The sequence below is a fragment of the Clostridium sp. genome (assembly GCF_016650095.1).
In the GTDB taxonomy this organism is placed as follows: Bacteria; Bacillota; Clostridia; order Clostridiales; family Clostridiaceae; genus Clostridium_AD.
On sequence record NZ_JAENWL010000030.1, the window covers coordinates 1 to 16,601 of the forward strand.

Below are 16,601 nucleotides of genomic sequence, written 5' to 3' on the forward strand. Positions count from 1 at the left end.
ATTATAAGAATACTGATTTTCATCAAAAAATGCAGTTTAAGATTATTCCCTAAAAAACTCGATTAATTATGCTATTACTCATCTTTTATCACTATAATCCAACTAAATTAAAGCACAAGAAAACCCTCAACTAAAATTAATTAGTTGAGGGTTCTTCTAAGAGTTCTTCAAACCATTTAATATTTACTAAATGATGAGAAAGTGAATTTTCCAACATTTTTTTAAAATAAGTAGGCATAGTTTCATTATGTTCAAGAGATTGTTCTAATAAAGAAATTTTCTTTTTAGTTTGTTCGATTTGTATTTCTATTAATTTTGTTAGCTCCTCGCTTTTATATTCATTAGCAAATAGCATTGATACATAAAAAGATAAGTTTACATAATCTGTCTTAGATCCATACTTATACATCAATTTTTCAAATTCTTTATCCCCTAGTTCAGTGATAATATAATTACGCGTCTCTCTAGTATTGTCTAATTGGTCAATTTTTTCAATATATTGTTTTTCTTCCAATTGTTGAAGATTATAATAGAATGACCCTTTAGTGAAATTTACTATATATTTATAGTGTAGCTCTTCCATTAAGGCTAATAATTCGTATCCGTAGGAACCTGGGTTTTGTTTTAACAAACCTAAAATTAGTAATGGTATCAAAAAAAAACACCTTCTTTATTTCTTCATCAAAATTGTGCTGATAGTTATTCCGTAATTATAAAGTTTAACCATTCTTGATTTGTATGAATTGAGATTCGAATTCATCATATGATATTTTTCCTAACGCAAAATCCATACTTTTTATATATATTTTTTCTGATTTTGTATGTGCTCGAACATTATTAATATTTATCAACTCATTTTCATTAATTAATGGCTTCAACACATGTTGCTTATTGGAAAAGGCTTCAAAATATCGTAAACCAAATTTTCTTTGAGAAATTGCATCAATATGAATACCATCCGGATTAGATGTTAAACCTGATGCTGTGACAAAGTAACAATTATCTTGTTCAAAAGTAAATTTCTGTAACTCTTGATTAATAAAGTTATATTCAGTACAGCCTTTGCCAAATCCTTTTTTGCCTAAAAAATCTCCTAACCCACCAATAATGAGAGGAATATCTGGAGCATTCAACTCCTTTCTAAGAGTCTCAATAATTAAAAGTAATTTTTTGTAATAGACTTTATAGTTACCATTCATACTATCACTTTCTCCTTGATGCCATAGAATTCCTGTTAACTCACTATTCTTCATAGCAAATTTAGCTTCAGTTACTGCATGTCTAAAAAGTGATTGATCTACAGCCCATTCATCCAGAGTGCTTCCACCTTCAGCACAAGGAATTAAGCCAATATTATCTTCTTGATTTTGACGACACCATGCATCTGCAAAAGAACCGGCCAGACTTATTCCTGAAACAGGACGGTCATAATTGATAGGTTCAGTCATCATCTGCCATCTACCATTACGCAACATTTGTATTCTTTCATTATAAATCGGGGTTACTTCATGAATAAACCCTCGTCCAGCCATATTCGACTGTCCTAACATTAAAAACGATTTAACCATTTTTTTCATCCTTTCTTTTTAATTAATATTTGTGAATAAATGTTTCCAGTTCTCAATAAATGTTAAGTAGATACTTATTTTTTTAATTTTTTAGCCATTAAAGACATAGTCTAATTAGACTAATGACACTTATATATTATAGTCTAATTAGACTAATTGTCAATTATAATTTTTTCAGAAGTAAATCCAAGATATATTTTAGACGATGCAGAGAAACATTCATTAAATAACAAACAAAAATATTCTTCGTTATTTATTATAAAAAATCAGGCTATTTCTTCTCTAACCTTACCACACAATCCATGCGCCCCGTCTTTATCAATCTAATCCAAGCAAATTATGGCATAAAGAAAACCCTCAACTAAAATTAATTAGTCGAGGGTTTCACTGGTGGAGACGAACCGTACCTTACTATATCACTGTCCATTGAAAGGACTGAATTATATAAGTAATTTCTAAGAATGGTTAATTCACATGCTCCATTACTAAAATAATCTAATATCTATTATTTCATTCTAAGCTATTAATATTAATATTAATATTGAATATTATAAACAAACAGCTAAGCAGAATTTTGCAAGGTACCTTTGAAAAATAGAAGCGCACAGTATTCTTTAAATCCATGTATTAAAATTATGTTTCTTTTCTAAAACGTGTAGCAATGACCAATTCACTATCCGTGCAAAATTTAGATCCATAGCGATCCACGGAACGCCCTAACTCCATAGTAAGGGCGCACCGTTGTGATACAAAAAGACATTGTTGTAGCTGCAATCAACAAATAGAGCGCCGGATACAAAGACCGTCTTAATAATGTTAAGGGAAAGAGTACCTCGTAAGGAGTTGATTTTTAAAATACCACATAAATCGTAGGTCGCTGTAGTAAAGGCACTTGATAAATTGGAGTGTAAAATGGGAATGTTATTCCCAAAAACATTTAAAACAATCACCTGTGAGAACATTGATTTCGGGGATATTGAGAACTCAGTAAGGAATAAACGAAAGAAAATTTTAATATACGACGATTTATCCCCAAAGGTGTGGATATATCAGCATTCTCAGCAACGAAGGTTATGCAAATGCAGCATTGGATCAACAACTATCCCAGAAGACTTTTAACGGTTTGCTACTAATATGATGGAACAGAAACCTTTATAACTTAACATTATTTTTTCTTGAATTTTCCAGACATTTTATATTGCAATCTACAAAGGCTTGAATTATAGCGTCATAACCTTGCAATATTTCTATTTGATTTCATAATGTATACCCCCAAATATGGTCTATTTTTTATAATAATCCCATTATAACACTTTATACCATTCTATAAGTTGGATTAGGCTTTCCAGGCTTAAAGCACTCCATATTTAAATCTGAAATTTTCATTTTTTCTGTGTCAACAGCTCTAAAGAATATTTTTTCTAGTGAAGACTTTAAATCCTCTGGCTTGGCATCAATTCTAGCATTAATTATCACATTCCATCTTGAAGCGGTCTTATGTGCTTTTTTACTAAAATCCAGTTCCTCATGCATAGTTGTTATGCTTGCCTTACACCAATCCTCTACTGAAACTCCGTATATTTTTAAATGAGCTATTTCAAAGCCACTTCTTATGAACTCCTCTTTAAGTTCATTCATAATTTTTTCTATTAGCTGATTTATATCCATATTTTCATTTGCAACTAGCTCAGTGGTTAAATTAAGCCATCCAAGCCTTGCCTCTGCATCTCCGTAGATTGTGTAGTCAATATCTAAGGTTCTTGCTTTTGTGGAATTTACATTATAAATTATATTTATCCATTTATTTATGTTTAAATCGTTTTTTGCTGATACATAAACTAAATCAGCAGATTTAAACTTAATTCTAATAAAATCCGTAATTTTCTTTATTTCTTCTTCATCTAAACAATCTATTTTATTTAGAACAATTATATCTGCTTCCTCCAACTGTTTTCTAAATAGATAGTTTATCTCTGAATGAAATCCTGAATTTTCTTCTATTAAAAGTCTTTTAATTCTCTTTGGATCTACCACTACGGAAAGAGGTCTTAGTATTATCTTTTTCATATATTTTAACTCTATTGGTTTAAAAATTGTTGCAATTAAATCTGTGCAGCTACCTACCGGTTCAGCTAAAATTATATCAGGCATTTCACTGTCTGCCAATGTTTGTACTTTATTTATGAACTCTTCAAAGTTGCAGCAGAAGCAGCCACCAGTTACCTCAAGCACTAACATACCCGAAGCTTTTAAAAAGTTTGTATCTACTAAGTCACTGCCTTGATCATTAGTAACTATCCCAACTTTTTTCCCAGAACTCAGGAGGCGCTTTGCTATACTTAGTATAGAAGTCGTCTTACCTGCTCCTAAAAATCCTCCTACCACAATTAGTTCAACACTCACTATTCTCACTCTCCCATTGAATTCTTTTAATCATTTCTCTTTTGTCTGGTATTGTCCCTGCAGTTATCTGCTCTCCATTTATAATTATAGCTGGGAAACGCTCTACCTCTAAGCCTTGTAAGCTGTGAATATTTTTCAAGTTTTCAAGTTCCTTGTATTCAACATCAATGTAATCCAATTTTGTTTGCAGTTTATCAAAGATTTCTCTCACAAGTCCATCTAAAATAAAACATGCAGAACATGGATTCTGCAGCATAACTACATTTATTTTCACTCTCATGTTCTGCCTCCTATTCTATAATCCTTTTTTAGTTATTGCTTCTAATATAGATTTTCTTAATTCTTCTACAGATGGGATTATACTTATGTATTTAACCTCTCCATCAATACAAATAGTAGGTATATTTTGAACGCCAAGCTTTATCATTCTAACTACAGACTCTTTTTCCTTAACACTATATTCAGTCCATTCTACCTTATCCTCAAGTCCTTTAACCGCAACATTAACTGCCTCTACCATGTATTGGCATGGAGCACAGGATTCTGAATCTAGAGTTATAATATCTAAAATTACTTTAGCTTCATTGTTATAGTCGGGTAACTGTACATCTATATCTTCAAGGCTTCCCGCGGCTCCCAGGAACTCTGAAACCTCGCCGTAAACTACACTAGTCACAGCCTTAACATTTTCAATCGGTGTATTAAAAGGCATATCACACCCTGGTGATAAGATATAACCCTTAGTTCCACCTATCTGTAGACAATTTTTAGCATCATTAATATTGTCTGTAGGCGTTCCAAACAGCATTGTAACTGTAAGCTTTATATTTCCGCCTAAAGATACACCATACTTTGAGCAAATTTCTTTAGCAAAATCAAGTGCAACGTTTTCATCAATAGAAATACTGTCAGGATTGCATTTACACATAGGTTCTATATTTCTTGTGGCATCTCCACATACAAAGTAAGAACTTAACTTTTCATTTTCCTTTATATATTCAAATAGTGGAGTTATATATGGTGAAACAAATTCTTCAAAGTTGTCAGGAGATATCTGGGAGACCATCGGGTCAACTACTGCAATTATATCTACTCCAGCTTCCATGTACATTCTAGCCGTATTTTTACAAACCTCCAGACAAAAACCCATAAGCTCTTGAATGTTTTCCGGTTCATCCATCATTTCATAGAATATGTCTGTACCTTTTAAATGTAGTGCTAATGTAAAAGGTCCTGTTATAAGTCCATAAATAGCAATCTTATCACCTAAGGTGCTGCAAATTTTTCTTGTAGCTTCTAAAACTATAGGAAATCTTCCATCACTTTCTGAAGGAATCTTTAACTCATTTAACTCTATTCCATCTTCAAGAGGATGCGATGTTACAGCCGGTGGATTACTTTCTGAATATTGAAGCGTGCATCCCATGGCCTCTGCCTCAACCTGCAAATCAAATAGTGCTGGAAGTCCATCTGGTCTATAAAGCTCATAGGCCTTAGTAACACCATTAACCATATTATCTACTGATTTAAAATATTCCTCACAGTTTACGCCAATAAGACTTGCACCATGACAACCTACAAACGGTACCCAAGGAGCTCTTGTAACTTCTTCATTTTTCAAAGCTCCCAGAACTAATTCTCTAGAATTCATATGTAAATACCTCCTCTTATATTTTTATTTATTATTTCTTTCAACCAATAAAAAATTATAATTTAAAATTTATTTTGTTCTAATTACATTGAATAGTTTACTAATAATTTAACTAGTCTACAATAATGATTTTGCATGTAACTTCAGCAACTGTTACAACATTTGCTCCTATTTCTTTATCAATGATATCCAATTTCCAATTACTCGAAATCAATACTGACTATTTTGGGCAAAGCTAAACCACATGCTATCTCAATACCTTTTATTATTCCTGAAGGAACAGGACATGCAACGTGTTTACAATGCTTCTGTGCTGCATTATATACTTTAGAATCTTGGAATTTTGCAAAGCATTCCACAAAACCATCAATTTCTTGTATTTCCTTTGCCATTTCCATAATATATGGGCACTGTGATTCTATTTTAATACTCACTACCTGCATATCTTCAGTTTCTATAATGATTTTAGTAGTTAAACCACAAATACCTGGATTAATGTTAACTGAGTTCATTAGTACCTCCTCCACACCATACTGTATTGGTCTAATTATTTATATTTATTGAATTTATCAACAGTATCGAAAAATGCATCCACATTCTCAAGAGGAGTTCCTGGAGGAACATCACAACCAGAAGACAAAACAAAGTTTTTATAGCTTGCTGTTTTTTCTAATAATTCCTTAGTTAATGTATTCATATCTTCAACGGTACCATTTTTAAATGTTCTAGCAGGATCAATATTACCAAATGCAATTATATTCTCTGGCATCTGTGGCATTATATCTGCCATATTTACCGCATTCCCAAAGTGAAGACCCATAGAACCTGTTGAAACCATTGAAAAAACAAGTTTTACAGTATTTCCACAATTGTGAAGTATAATCATAAAGTTTTCATCTTGAACTGCATCAACAATTTTCTTAACATAATTAGAAGAGAAACTTTGGCACATTTCAGGTGAAATTAATCCAGTTGCAGGTTCTGCTAGTATCAAACCGTTAACTCCTGCTTCTTTCATTTCTCCAATATATTCTATTAAAAATTCAGTACATTTATCAACAACAATATCAAGATTGTTTTTAAATTCTTTTTTAGAATATCGACTCTACATTGGATAACAAATACAAGTATAAAAACATATTTATTTTATAATATATTCTAACAATTCTTTAGCTTCCAAAACGCTTGGAATTATAATATTAAAATGTAATCCTCTCATTTCCAGATGAGTTTTAATCAAATCTATATCTTCTTTACTCAGTTGACCCCAGATAATCAGCTTCTTACCTTTTGATTGTATCTTTTTAAATATAGGTATCATTTGCTCAATAGTAAGCCCACCAACATCCTTGTTAATTTCTATGACCTTCAACCTCTCTATATCGAGAATATCATCTAATATATGAAATGATGAAGAATGAATATGAATTCCTGTATACTCATAATTCGAACAAATCTTTTCATGCTGAACTTTTACAAATTCTCTATACTGCGTTGGAGTCATCAAGCAAGTTAAGTCCTCCTGGAACCATACACATTTCCCAGGACACCAAAGGTGATAAAATCCCATAGAATATCCTCCATAAAATGGTTCAATTGCCTGCTGTTGACTATTTATAACATTAAGGAAAATATCTGCGATTTTTGACATTAATATTTTTACATCTTCCGGTGAGTCATATATGGCATAGACCATCTCAGTCTGACCAATAATCGCCCCAACTACATCTGACATACCTCTTGTAATGGGCTGACCTACCGTGTATTTACCTTTAAATTCTTTAACTAGCACTGTTGTAAATTCCATATATTTCTTAAACCATGGATTCTCATTATCAAAAAAAACCCTCTCGTGTTCTTCAACACTAGACAAACTAGGATGCGTAATATAGCTGTTTTCCGTAGCATATACGGGGCAGCCACAAATAGCCTCTATCCAAGGAAATCCTGTAAATGGCTCTGCCACCCAAAACGCATCCTGTTCTATCTGATTAGTCTCTTGTGCTACTCTTTTATAATCTTCAACAAACATATCGACATCTATCATGCCTGGTGTAATCTTCTGACCTGGAATCATTAAAGCTCTTGAAGCCTTAAAATGATTACTAAAAAAGAAATCTGGTGCCAACCTGAATGCAACTAAAGGTCGGCTCATAATCTCTCCTGACCAGAACTGTTTATGCAATTCAATTAATTCTTGAACTCTATTTTGCATTTTTAAATTCCTCCTAAAAATTAATTTAATTGGCTAGGAACCCTCCATCTATGGGTATTATTGCTCCATTAATATAATCTGAAGCACTTGAGGCAAGATATATTGCAGTTCCTACCAAGTCATCTGGAAGTCCTCACCTACCAGTAGGTCTTTTGTAATGCTTTTGCATTTGTTGATTGAATTTATTAACAGTACCGAAGAACGCATCCACATTCTCAAGGGGAGTCTCTGGAGGAACATCACACCCAGAAGATAAAACAAAATTTTTATAGTTTGCTGTTTTTTCTAGTAATTCCTTAGTTAATGTATTCATATCTTCAACGGTGCCATTTTAAAATGTTCTAGCAGGATCAATATTACCAAAAGCAATTATATTTTCTGGCATTTGTGGCATTATATCTACCATATCTACAGCATTTCCAAAGTGAAGACCCATAGCACCTGTTGAAACCATTGAAGAAACAAGTTTTACAGTATTTCCACAATTGTGAAGTATAATCATAAAGTTTTCATCTTGAACTTCATCAACAATTTTCTTAACATAATCAGAAGAGAAGCTTTGGCACATTTCAGGTGAAATTAACCCAGCTGCAGGTTCTGCTAGTATTAAACCATTAACTCCTGTTGCTTTCATTTCTCCAATATATTCTATTAAAAACTCCGTACATTTAGAGAGAACTATATGAACCATATCAGGCTCTATCATAGCTTGGATCATTATTTCTGTCATATCAAAAAGTCTTCCTGCAAGTGAGAATGGTCCTATTGCTCCAGAGAAAGTTGGTCTATCAATTACATTGTTTGCAACTAATGCTGCTGCTTTAATATAGACGTTAGTACGCCCTTCCCCCACTTTAGGCACCCTTAATGTTTTAGCTGTTTCTTCATCACTTACTATGGGTGCAGTAACTGCTGGCACTTCATTATCGTTAAATCTTATAGGACTACCAAATACTTCCGCTTCAACAGAGAGATCCATTATAGTAACAGCCGCTGCTGAAGGATATTTTTTTGCTAGAACTTCTATACACTCTGCTTGATTTTCTCCATTTTTTATAACATCCATAATGTTCTTATTAATAAGATCAAGCCCTGGATAAGTCATAACTGGCATCACTAATCTTTTCTCAGATGTTAGAATTTCAGAAACCCAGTTCTTCATATTTCTTTTCACATCTATTTCACTTCCTATTCATATAAATTTACCATATTTTCTTTGATTTCATTTACTATCTAACCAATAATGATTTTGCAACTTCTGCAGCTGTTGCAGCATCTGCTGTATAGTGATCTGCTCCTATTTCTTTAGCGTAGTTAGCTGTAATTGGAGCTCCGCCTATCATAAATATATATTTATCTCTAATCCCACGTTTAGTGAACTCATCTATTATCTCTTTCATAGAAGGCATTGTTGTTGTAAGTAGAGCTGATAGACAGACTATTTGTGCCCCTACTTCCTCTGCTTTATCTGCAAATGCGTCAGGAGTAACATCAGTACCTAAATCACAAACCTCCATACCTGCTCCTTTAAGCATCATTCTAACAAGGTTTTTACCTATATCATGTAAGTCTCCCTTAACAGTTCCTATTACAGCTTTGCCTATTGGTTTAATTCCAGCTGCTGCAAGAATTGGTTCAAGTATTTGCATACCAGCATTCATAGCACGAGCAGCTATTAACATTTCTGGAACATAAATTTCATTATTCTTAAACTTTATACCAACTTCACCCATAGCCAATATTAAGCCTTCATTTAATATTGACTCAACACTCATATTTTCTTCAAGACCCAAAGTAACTAATTCTTTAACTTTTTTGGCATTACCCTTCTGTACAAATAATGAAAGTTCTTTTAAATCCATGATTAATTCCCCCTAAAATTTTATGTATTACTACTATGGTACAAATATAAACCTTTTCATAACTTCTGTATTGTAAAAAGCTGATACTTTTTAGTAATATATTACTGTGATGCAGTTGAAATTTCAAGAAAATCTAAAATTAAACGTTTCCTTGCCACCTAAGTCATCTTTCTATATTGACCAGGAGAAATCCCTTCAATTTTTTTAAACACTTTCGTATAATAGCTCTGATCTGTAAATCCAACAATATGAGCTATATCACTTAATGAGATACTCAAATCTGTCAAATATTTTTTGCTTTCTTCAATCCTCACCTTATTAAGATAGTCAATAAAATTCATACCCATTTCTTTTTTGAATAATCTACTAAAATAAGATGGGCTCAAGTAAACATATTCAGCTACACTATCTAAGGATATATTATTACTGACATTATCATTAATAAACTCCATAGACTTTTTTATAATATGAAAATTGTTAATATTTTCGATATTGTATATACATTCACTAAATCTATCTAAAACCTTTATTATCCACCCACAAAGTTTCTCAACATTGTTTAATGTAGACACTTCATTTAAGTATTTAAAATTAAGTCCAAAAACCATTTCCAAATCAGCCCCGCCCTCAACTGCAGCTCTAGAGAGCACAATCATAAGTTCTAATACTCTTGCTCTAGTTATTTCGATATTGTTACCATTATTGAACAAAACATGTCCTAAGAGCTCATTTAATATAATTTTAGCGCTTTTTTTATCTCCAACCTTAACTTTAGATAGTAGTTCTTTTTCTAATGCTACAGGATAATAATTTGAGATGTGTTCAGAATCTTCCTTGTGTTTTACATTTTGTATTTCTTCATTAATTTCCGCCTGCTGAGCATAGAACCTTCTTCTTTCAGTAAGAATAATGCTTTCCCCAGCCATTATATCCTTTGAAATAATGTATAACAATTTTGCCATATACCTAACTCTTTCTGGTTCAACAACGGGTACGTTTTTAACATACTTTTGCAGCATTTCCCTACTATTCATATTAAAATTATGTATACCAACTAAGTCCTCTACCATAAAATCATCAGAGGTATTCATTCTTATAGGTCCACCTATTAATACTCCTTTAAAAATTCCACCAATAACGATAGCAGTTGCAATATGAGCTAACCCAATTGGGCAAAAATATACATACGGCTCCCCAATTTTCTCTGATTGCTTACCAGCATAAAGATGTGACGCATTGCAAGTACATCCATCGCCACTTAATTCCTTAAACTTAATACAAAACTGACAAGTTACTCCCTCAGAATGAACTGTTTCACCAAATTCATTAATACTAAAACATAATACGCCTGTAACTTTATTATAGGTTTTTAGGCGATCTATTATAGTTTTTTCATCTAAACCATTCTTTTTTAGGTACATTATATTGTCCCCCTGTTAAAACATTATTGAATCCATAAAACACTCTTGAAAATCCTGTCTATTAGATAATTCTACATACGTGGTAGTTTCTTTTATTTGTAATGCTTTTTCTCTTTGCTCCTGTGATAATAAATATATTTTAGCACCACTACCAGCACTGTTACCGATAGAATAGACCTTGTCTTCTAGCTCTTTAGGTAACATTCCAATATTAATTGTACTCTTTATATCCATAAAGTTACCAAAACCACCAGCTACATATATCTTTTCTATTTCTTTATAACTTATCCCCCTCTCTGCGATTAATATCTTTATCCCTGCACTTATTGCCGCTTTTGCAAGTTGTACCTCTCGGACATCCTTTTGAGTAAAATAAATCGAATTATTCTTTCCATTGTCTTCAATAAGAAATTGCTTCATTCCCTCAATAGTGACTATTCGCTCACTTAGGTTTATATCTAGAATTTCTTCCGCATCGACCATTCTTCCAGTTTCATCAACAATTTCATACTTAAGAAGTTCTGAAACTGCGTCAAGTACTCCTGAACCACATATCCCTACGGGAAGTTCATCTCCAATTGTTTTGTATATTTTCTGTTTTGAAAGATCAACTTTTGATACAGCTCCCTTGACTCCACCTATACCATATTTAATATTAGCGCCTTCAAACGCAGGACCTGCAGCTGTTGAACAAGCAACGATTCCACTATTATTTCCGAGGGCTAACTCGCCATTTGTACCAAGATCCAAAAGAATAGAGTAGTTTTTAGATTCTGTCATTCCACTAGCTAATATTCCAGCCGTTATATCACTTCCAACATAGCTTGAAATACCAGGTAAAATGCTTACTATTCCACCAATATTAATTCCAATCTCTTCACCATTAAAATCTATATTCTCTGTAAATACAGGAATGTATGGTGCCATAGATATATTTTTACAAGAAATTCCTAAAAACATATGAATCATCACTGTGTTTCCTGCTATTGTCATATTATAAATATAATCTTTTACTAAATTATTATTTAAACATAGTGATTCTACCATTCCATTTATCTGGTTTACTATTAAGCTTTTCAAAACTTGTACTCCATTTAAATTCTCTATTGTATAGCTAATTCTTGAAATCACATCCGCTCCATAGGCTCCTTGATTATTAACATGAGATGCTGTATCTACAGTTCGTCCACTTATCATATCCACTAAATAGCATGCTATTGTTGTAGTACCTATGTCTACTGCAATTCCATATAGTACATTAGAAGTATCTCCACTTTCCAATGTTACTAATGTATTTTTATATATACAAGCTGTTACTTTAAATTCATCTTTTCTAATAATTTCACTTAGATTGCATAAAATCTTATTACTAATACATATTTCCTTTAACTGTAACGCATCCTTTAACCTATGCACATCATCTCTTTGGTCATTAATACTAGGTACCTCTAATTTAAAAAACTCTTTTCTAAAAGAAGGCTTAACAGTAACTGAAATCTCTTGTCCAACTGTTAGCACGTCTATATTATCTTCCTTAGAAATAAGCGTTACCTCTATATCATTAACTATTCTATATGAACATGCCAAATGAATACCTTTTTCTATCTCTTGAGGGTTTAAGTGAGCTATATCTTCTTTACTGGTTTTCTGGGTTCCGCCAGTTATTAAAACCTTACATTTTCCACAGGTTGCTTTGCCGTTACAGGGATGCTGAATACTAATATTGTTTTCAACAAGAGCTTTGAGTAAATTTTGTCCTTTAAAAGCTTTTATAGAAGTAATCTTATTATCAGTTTTAATCTTTACTTCAATATTCTTATTCATTCTATAAATACAATTTTTCATGTTACATTCAGTGCAAATATGCTCTAATTTACAGATTCCAATTCCTTCACCAAACCCAAAAATTGCTGTGGTTGACTTAATTGGGACCATCAAGCAAGATTCTAATAATTCTACATTAAGCTTTGTATTCTTAAAACATTCAAATATTTTCTTTTGTTCATCTAAATACCAAGTTGCATCACCTGGAGATAACCTTTGGGTAATCCCTATATTAGTCCCTTTTAGATTATCTAAAAGACTACTCCAAAACATTTTATCTATATATCCCATAGAAGTTGTCCCAATATTATCTACAATCATGCCTTTTAAATAATCTCCATCATCAAAGGAGCTTTGAATAATCTTATCAATTTCTACTCCAATAGTAGATACTAAAACTATTATATAGCTACAATTCTTTAATTTATTAGCAATAAATTCACCTTCAAAAACAATTGAGTTGTCTAATATAACTCTTTCTTTCTCTATACTTCTAATTTTTATTTTTTCAGACCATATTTGAGGTTTAATATAAATTTTACAATTCATTACTTCTTCTTTAACGGAATCTAAAATTTCTTGACTAGGTTCACAATCCTTATAACCAAATAATCTTATTATCTCATCTTCTTCTATTTTAAAATCAAATTCTGTTCTAATACTCATTATATCAGCGCTCCCTTTTATAGCATATATATTTTAATTGTATTATAAATAAACTACCAAGTGTAATACATATTTAAATTTGAACAATAAAGTACAAGATATAATAATTTAAACCAACACTTTCTTAGAAATAGAGAATATTTATCCCAGTTAAAACTTTTTCTTTGACTCCTTCTATTCAGAGCCTTATATAACATTTTCCGTACTGTATCTCGATATTTACTCATAATTGTGGTGTTATCAGTAACTCCATAATAACGATAGTATCCATTTAGTTTTACTGTCAATTTCCTCATTATTTCTACTGTTGGAGTGGTTAAATTCTCCTTTAGCCATTGTTTGCATCTTTTAAGACTGGCATTATATTTCTTTTTACTAGTCCTTCTTTTAACTCGAAATTTTCCATTTTCGCTCTTGCTACAATAATGTGTAAATCCTAGGAAATCAAATGTCTGTGGCTTTTCATTACTTAATCTTTTAATGTTTGCTTCTGCGAATCTTCCAAATCTGATTATTTTCGTTTTATCCTCTGCTACTTCCAATTTGAACACTTCAAGCCTTTGTTTCAAAAGTTTATAGAATTCCTGAGCTTCGTCTTCATACTGAAAACAAAACACACTATCATCTGCATACCTAACCATATATGCATCACCTTTAAACTGTTTTCTTACTACTTTTTCAAACCACAAATCTAAGACATAGTGAAGATATATATTCCCGAGTATTGGTGAAATCAACGAGCCTTGAGGTGCACCGTTATTAGTTGCTTCATATTCATCTTTTACAACCACTCCGGCTTTTAGAAATCTGACAATCAACCTGTATAAATTAATATCCGCTATCCGGTGTTTTATGAACTTCATCATCCATTCATGGTCAATGTTATCAAAAAAACCTCTGATGTCAGCGTCAACTATGTAGTTGATTTTCCTACTTTCTATTATATGATTTACTACTTTAAGAGCATCGTGACAAGACCTACTCGGTCTAAATCCAAATGAACTGTCAAGAAAATCACCCTCAAATACTGCATTTAGTATTTTACTAATTACACCCTGTACAAGCTTATCCTCATAGCATGGAATCCCTAGAGGTCTCATTTTATCTGTTCCTATTTTAGGAATATATGCTCTTCTTACTGGTTGTGGTTTATAGGCTTGATTTTTCATTCTCTCAATTAGAAAATCAACATTTTCTATCAAATTTTTCTGATACTCTTCTTTTGTAATTTTGTCTACACCAGAAGCTTTTCCTACTTTCATTCCTTTATGGATTTCAATTATACTTTCTTTGTTAATTAAATGTGCAAGTGCTGTAATTCTATCTTTTGGACACTCTTTTGCTACTTCTGCTATCTTCTTAAGTTTCGTTTCCATTAATATATCTACCTCCATGTGTAGTTAATGTTTCTCTTTTAGAAGGTAATGACATGTTGCAGCCTTTCCTCCATCAGCATTACCCGACTTCACAGGTACTCCGCTGCAATCCGACTCCCTAATAATCTTTTAAATGCCTAACTTTGTATCGCTTGGAAATTTATACTCCCTATACTTACGAGAGAATTATTAGGGTCTCCCGAGTTACCGTATTATAACAATGTTTAACATGCCATGGTCTCCGACCCCAAGGAAGTTCTAATATTCTTACCTTAACGAATATCAGAATGTTGCTTTCTGCACGTATGACCACATCAGCCTTCCTATTTTGAATTTCGTGGCTCAATCCCTTCAACTTATGCTTTCGGCCTGCTAACTCGTTTGCCTACGCTTAAAAATAATAGTTACCTATTATCCTCCAAGGCTAACTACTAGTGGTTGGTTAAACCTTTCCAGACGGGATTCACACCCGCTATATAACACGACATATGCTCGGACGCACCATACGGCTCTTCACCTCATATTTAAATCATCTATAAAATAAGCTTACCCTTACTGTTGGTTCTAATAAAGGAAAAGTTTTCAACAGTCCATTATAGAATGTATCCAATGTGTAGCTTCTTCTTTCACTTCTTCTATTAAGCCATTTAAATAACAGCCATTTCACCACATTTTGATAACTTTTCACACCCCTTGTATTATCGGTAACCCCATAATACTGATAGTGTCCTCTAAGTTTCTGATTAATTTTCTTAATCAGTTCCCCTACAGGCATTATTCGATTATTCTTAATCCATTCCTTAATTGTCTTGATTTTGCTTCGAAATTTCTTCTTACTAGTCTTAACTTTACAACGAAAGAATCTCTTATTACCATTTAAACTACAGTAAAATGTAAATCCTAGAAAATCGAAAGTTTCGGGTTTGGAAACTCCTCTTTTTGCCCTGTTTTGCCTGGCAAACCTCCCGTATCCCAATATTTTTGTCTTATCTAAGGCTAATTCTAACCCAAACTTCTTGAATCTCTCTATTAGCTTCTGATAAAATTCTTTTCGTATATCGGCACTAGAACATGTGCAATTGCCTGTTGAATAATTCTATCTATTACAGTAGGTATTCCAAGTAGTCTAATTCCTCCGTCGGGTTTTGGTATTTCTACCCTTCTCACTGCTAGAGGTCTATATCTGCTTTCCAATAACGATTGCCTTAATTCTTGTCCATGCTCTTTTAGATATTGTAGAAGTTCATCTACTGTCATACCATCAATACCATGGCTTCCCTTATTGGCTTTCACTCTTTTATATGCTTTATTCATATTATCTTTTGATAATATTTGCTCGAGTAAATCATTACTATATTTGTTCACATCGTCCCTTCCTTCTTCTGACATAGAAGAAATACTATGCGCTTCTACATTACTTTTGAGTTCCACTCTATTCTCTTGTAGAAAGCCTTCTTTATGAAGTTGTCTGCTTTTGGATTGTCAACACTTTATTGTACAAATTTTATTCGGTCATGTTTGCTAGGCGATATTCTACTGGTGTCATATAATTTAGAGCACTATGAATACGCTTATTGTTATACCATAGTACATAACTTCGTAAATCTTTTTTTAG

Annotated in this window: 15 protein-coding genes and 2 pseudogenes; 1 reads left to right on the forward strand and 16 read right to left on the reverse strand. The window is 32.5% G+C overall.

Features of this window, described 5'->3' with window-relative positions; genetic code table 11:
* Positions 1-136: 136 nt before the first annotated feature.
* Entirely contained in the window at positions 137-655 is a 519-nt protein-coding gene (locus tag JJE11_RS03485; RefSeq protein ID WP_291632864.1) for a helix-turn-helix transcriptional regulator, read from the reverse strand.
* 64 nt (positions 656-719) lie between these two features.
* On the reverse strand, positions 720-1,568 hold the full coding sequence (locus JJE11_RS03490; protein WP_291632865.1) for a sialate O-acetylesterase: 849 nt from the start codon (positions 1,566-1,568) through the stop codon (positions 720-722).
* Between the two features lie 912 nt (positions 1,569-2,480).
* Here JJE11_RS03490 and JJE11_RS03495 point away from each other — a divergent pair.
* Positions 2,481-2,687 (forward strand): hypothetical protein, encoded by a 207-nt coding sequence (locus JJE11_RS03495; RefSeq protein ID WP_291632866.1) that lies wholly within the window; start codon positions 2,481-2,483, stop codon positions 2,685-2,687.
* Positions 2,688-2,882: 195 nt separating this feature from the next.
* Here the strand turns inward: JJE11_RS03495 and JJE11_RS03500 are convergent, their stop codons facing one another.
* The 14 genes and pseudogenes from JJE11_RS03500 to JJE11_RS17710 all read right to left on the reverse strand — a co-directional run.
* Complete coding sequence (locus JJE11_RS03500; RefSeq protein WP_291632867.1) at positions 2,883-3,971, reverse strand: GTP-binding protein; 1,089 nt, start codon at positions 3,969-3,971, stop codon at positions 2,883-2,885.
* Positions 3,961-4,251, reverse strand: coding sequence for a thioredoxin family protein (locus JJE11_RS03505; protein ID WP_291632868.1), 291 nt, complete (start codon positions 4,249-4,251; stop codon positions 3,961-3,963). Before JJE11_RS03505 ends, JJE11_RS03500 begins: the two co-directional genes overlap by 11 nt.
* 15 nt (positions 4,252-4,266) lie before the next feature.
* Positions 4,267-5,622 (reverse strand): uroporphyrinogen decarboxylase family protein, encoded by a 1,356-nt coding sequence (locus tag JJE11_RS03510; protein WP_291632869.1) that lies wholly within the window; start codon positions 5,620-5,622, stop codon positions 4,267-4,269.
* Positions 5,623-5,822: 200 nt separating this feature from the next.
* A complete protein-coding gene (locus JJE11_RS03515; protein WP_291632870.1) occupies positions 5,823-6,134 on the reverse strand; it encodes a hypothetical protein in 312 nt (103 codons plus the stop codon).
* Positions 6,135-6,169: 35 nt separating this feature from the next.
* Entirely contained in the window at positions 6,170-6,688 is a 519-nt protein-coding gene (locus JJE11_RS03520) for a uroporphyrinogen decarboxylase family protein (protein WP_291632877.1), read from the reverse strand.
* 75 nt (positions 6,689-6,763) lie between these two features.
* Positions 6,764-7,837, reverse strand: a complete 1,074-nt coding sequence (locus JJE11_RS03525; protein ID WP_291632871.1) for a hypothetical protein — start codon at positions 7,835-7,837, stop codon at positions 6,764-6,766.
* 133 nt (positions 7,838-7,970) lie between these two features.
* Positions 7,971-8,999, reverse strand: a pseudogene (locus tag JJE11_RS03535) (uroporphyrinogen decarboxylase family protein).
* A 67-nt stretch (positions 9,000-9,066) separates the two neighbouring features.
* Complete coding sequence (locus JJE11_RS03540) at positions 9,067-9,699, reverse strand: B12-binding domain-containing protein (RefSeq protein ID WP_291632872.1); 633 nt, start codon at positions 9,697-9,699, stop codon at positions 9,067-9,069.
* Between the two features lie 158 nt (positions 9,700-9,857).
* On the reverse strand, positions 9,858-11,120 hold the full coding sequence (locus JJE11_RS03545) for a PocR ligand-binding domain-containing protein (RefSeq protein ID WP_291632873.1): 1,263 nt from the start codon (positions 11,118-11,120) through the stop codon (positions 9,858-9,860).
* A 15-nt stretch (positions 11,121-11,135) separates the two neighbouring features.
* Positions 11,136-13,610, reverse strand: a complete 2,475-nt coding sequence (locus JJE11_RS03550) for an ASKHA domain-containing protein (protein ID WP_291632874.1) — start codon at positions 13,608-13,610, stop codon at positions 11,136-11,138.
* A gap of 53 nt (positions 13,611-13,663) precedes the next feature.
* Complete coding sequence (gene ltrA, locus JJE11_RS03555; RefSeq protein ID WP_291632875.1) at positions 13,664-14,986, reverse strand: group II intron reverse transcriptase/maturase; 1,323 nt, start codon at positions 14,984-14,986, stop codon at positions 13,664-13,666.
* A 529-nt stretch (positions 14,987-15,515) separates the two neighbouring features.
* Positions 15,516-15,962 (reverse strand): group II intron maturase-specific domain-containing protein, encoded by a 447-nt coding sequence (locus JJE11_RS03560; RefSeq protein WP_291632876.1) that lies wholly within the window; start codon positions 15,960-15,962, stop codon positions 15,516-15,518.
* A 74-nt stretch (positions 15,963-16,036) separates the two neighbouring features.
* Positions 16,037-16,417, reverse strand: a pseudogene (locus JJE11_RS03565) (group II intron reverse transcriptase/maturase); the annotation flags it as partial.
* A 73-nt stretch (positions 16,418-16,490) separates the two neighbouring features.
* Positions 16,491-16,601 (reverse strand): IS3 family transposase (locus JJE11_RS17710; protein WP_366927903.1); only part of this gene is annotated, 111 nt, incomplete at its 5' end.

Bases quoted from the DNA above. Each gene is read 5' to 3' on its own strand.
- JJE11_RS03490 (WP_291632865.1), bottom strand. From the start codon at position 1,568: ATGGTTAAATCGTTTTTAATGTTAGGACAGTCGAATATGGCTGGACGA.
- JJE11_RS03495 (WP_291632866.1), top strand. From the start codon at position 2,481: ATGGGAATGTTATTCCCAAAAACATTTAAAACAATCACCTGTGAGAAC.
- JJE11_RS03505 (WP_291632868.1), bottom strand. From the start codon at position 4,251: ATGAGAGTGAAAATAAATGTAGTTATGCTGCAGAATCCATGTTCTGCA.
- JJE11_RS03510 (WP_291632869.1), bottom strand. From the start codon at position 5,622: ATGAATTCTAGAGAATTAGTTCTGGGAGCTTTGAAAAATGAAGAAGTT.
- JJE11_RS03515 (WP_291632870.1), bottom strand. From the start codon at position 6,134: ATGAACTCAGTTAACATTAATCCAGGTATTTGTGGTTTAACTACTAAA.
- JJE11_RS03525 (WP_291632871.1), bottom strand. From the start codon at position 7,837: ATGCAAAATAGAGTTCAAGAATTAATTGAATTGCATAAACAGTTCTGG.
- JJE11_RS03540 (WP_291632872.1), bottom strand. From the start codon at position 9,699: ATGGATTTAAAAGAACTTTCATTATTTGTACAGAAGGGTAATGCCAAA.
- JJE11_RS03545 (WP_291632873.1), bottom strand. From the start codon at position 11,120: ATGTACCTAAAAAAGAATGGTTTAGATGAAAAAACTATAATAGATCGC.
- JJE11_RS03550 (WP_291632874.1), bottom strand. From the start codon at position 13,610: ATGAGTATTAGAACAGAATTTGATTTTAAAATAGAAGAAGATGAGATA.
- ltrA (WP_291632875.1), bottom strand. From the start codon at position 14,986: ATGGAAACGAAACTTAAGAAGATAGCAGAAGTAGCAAAAGAGTGTCCA.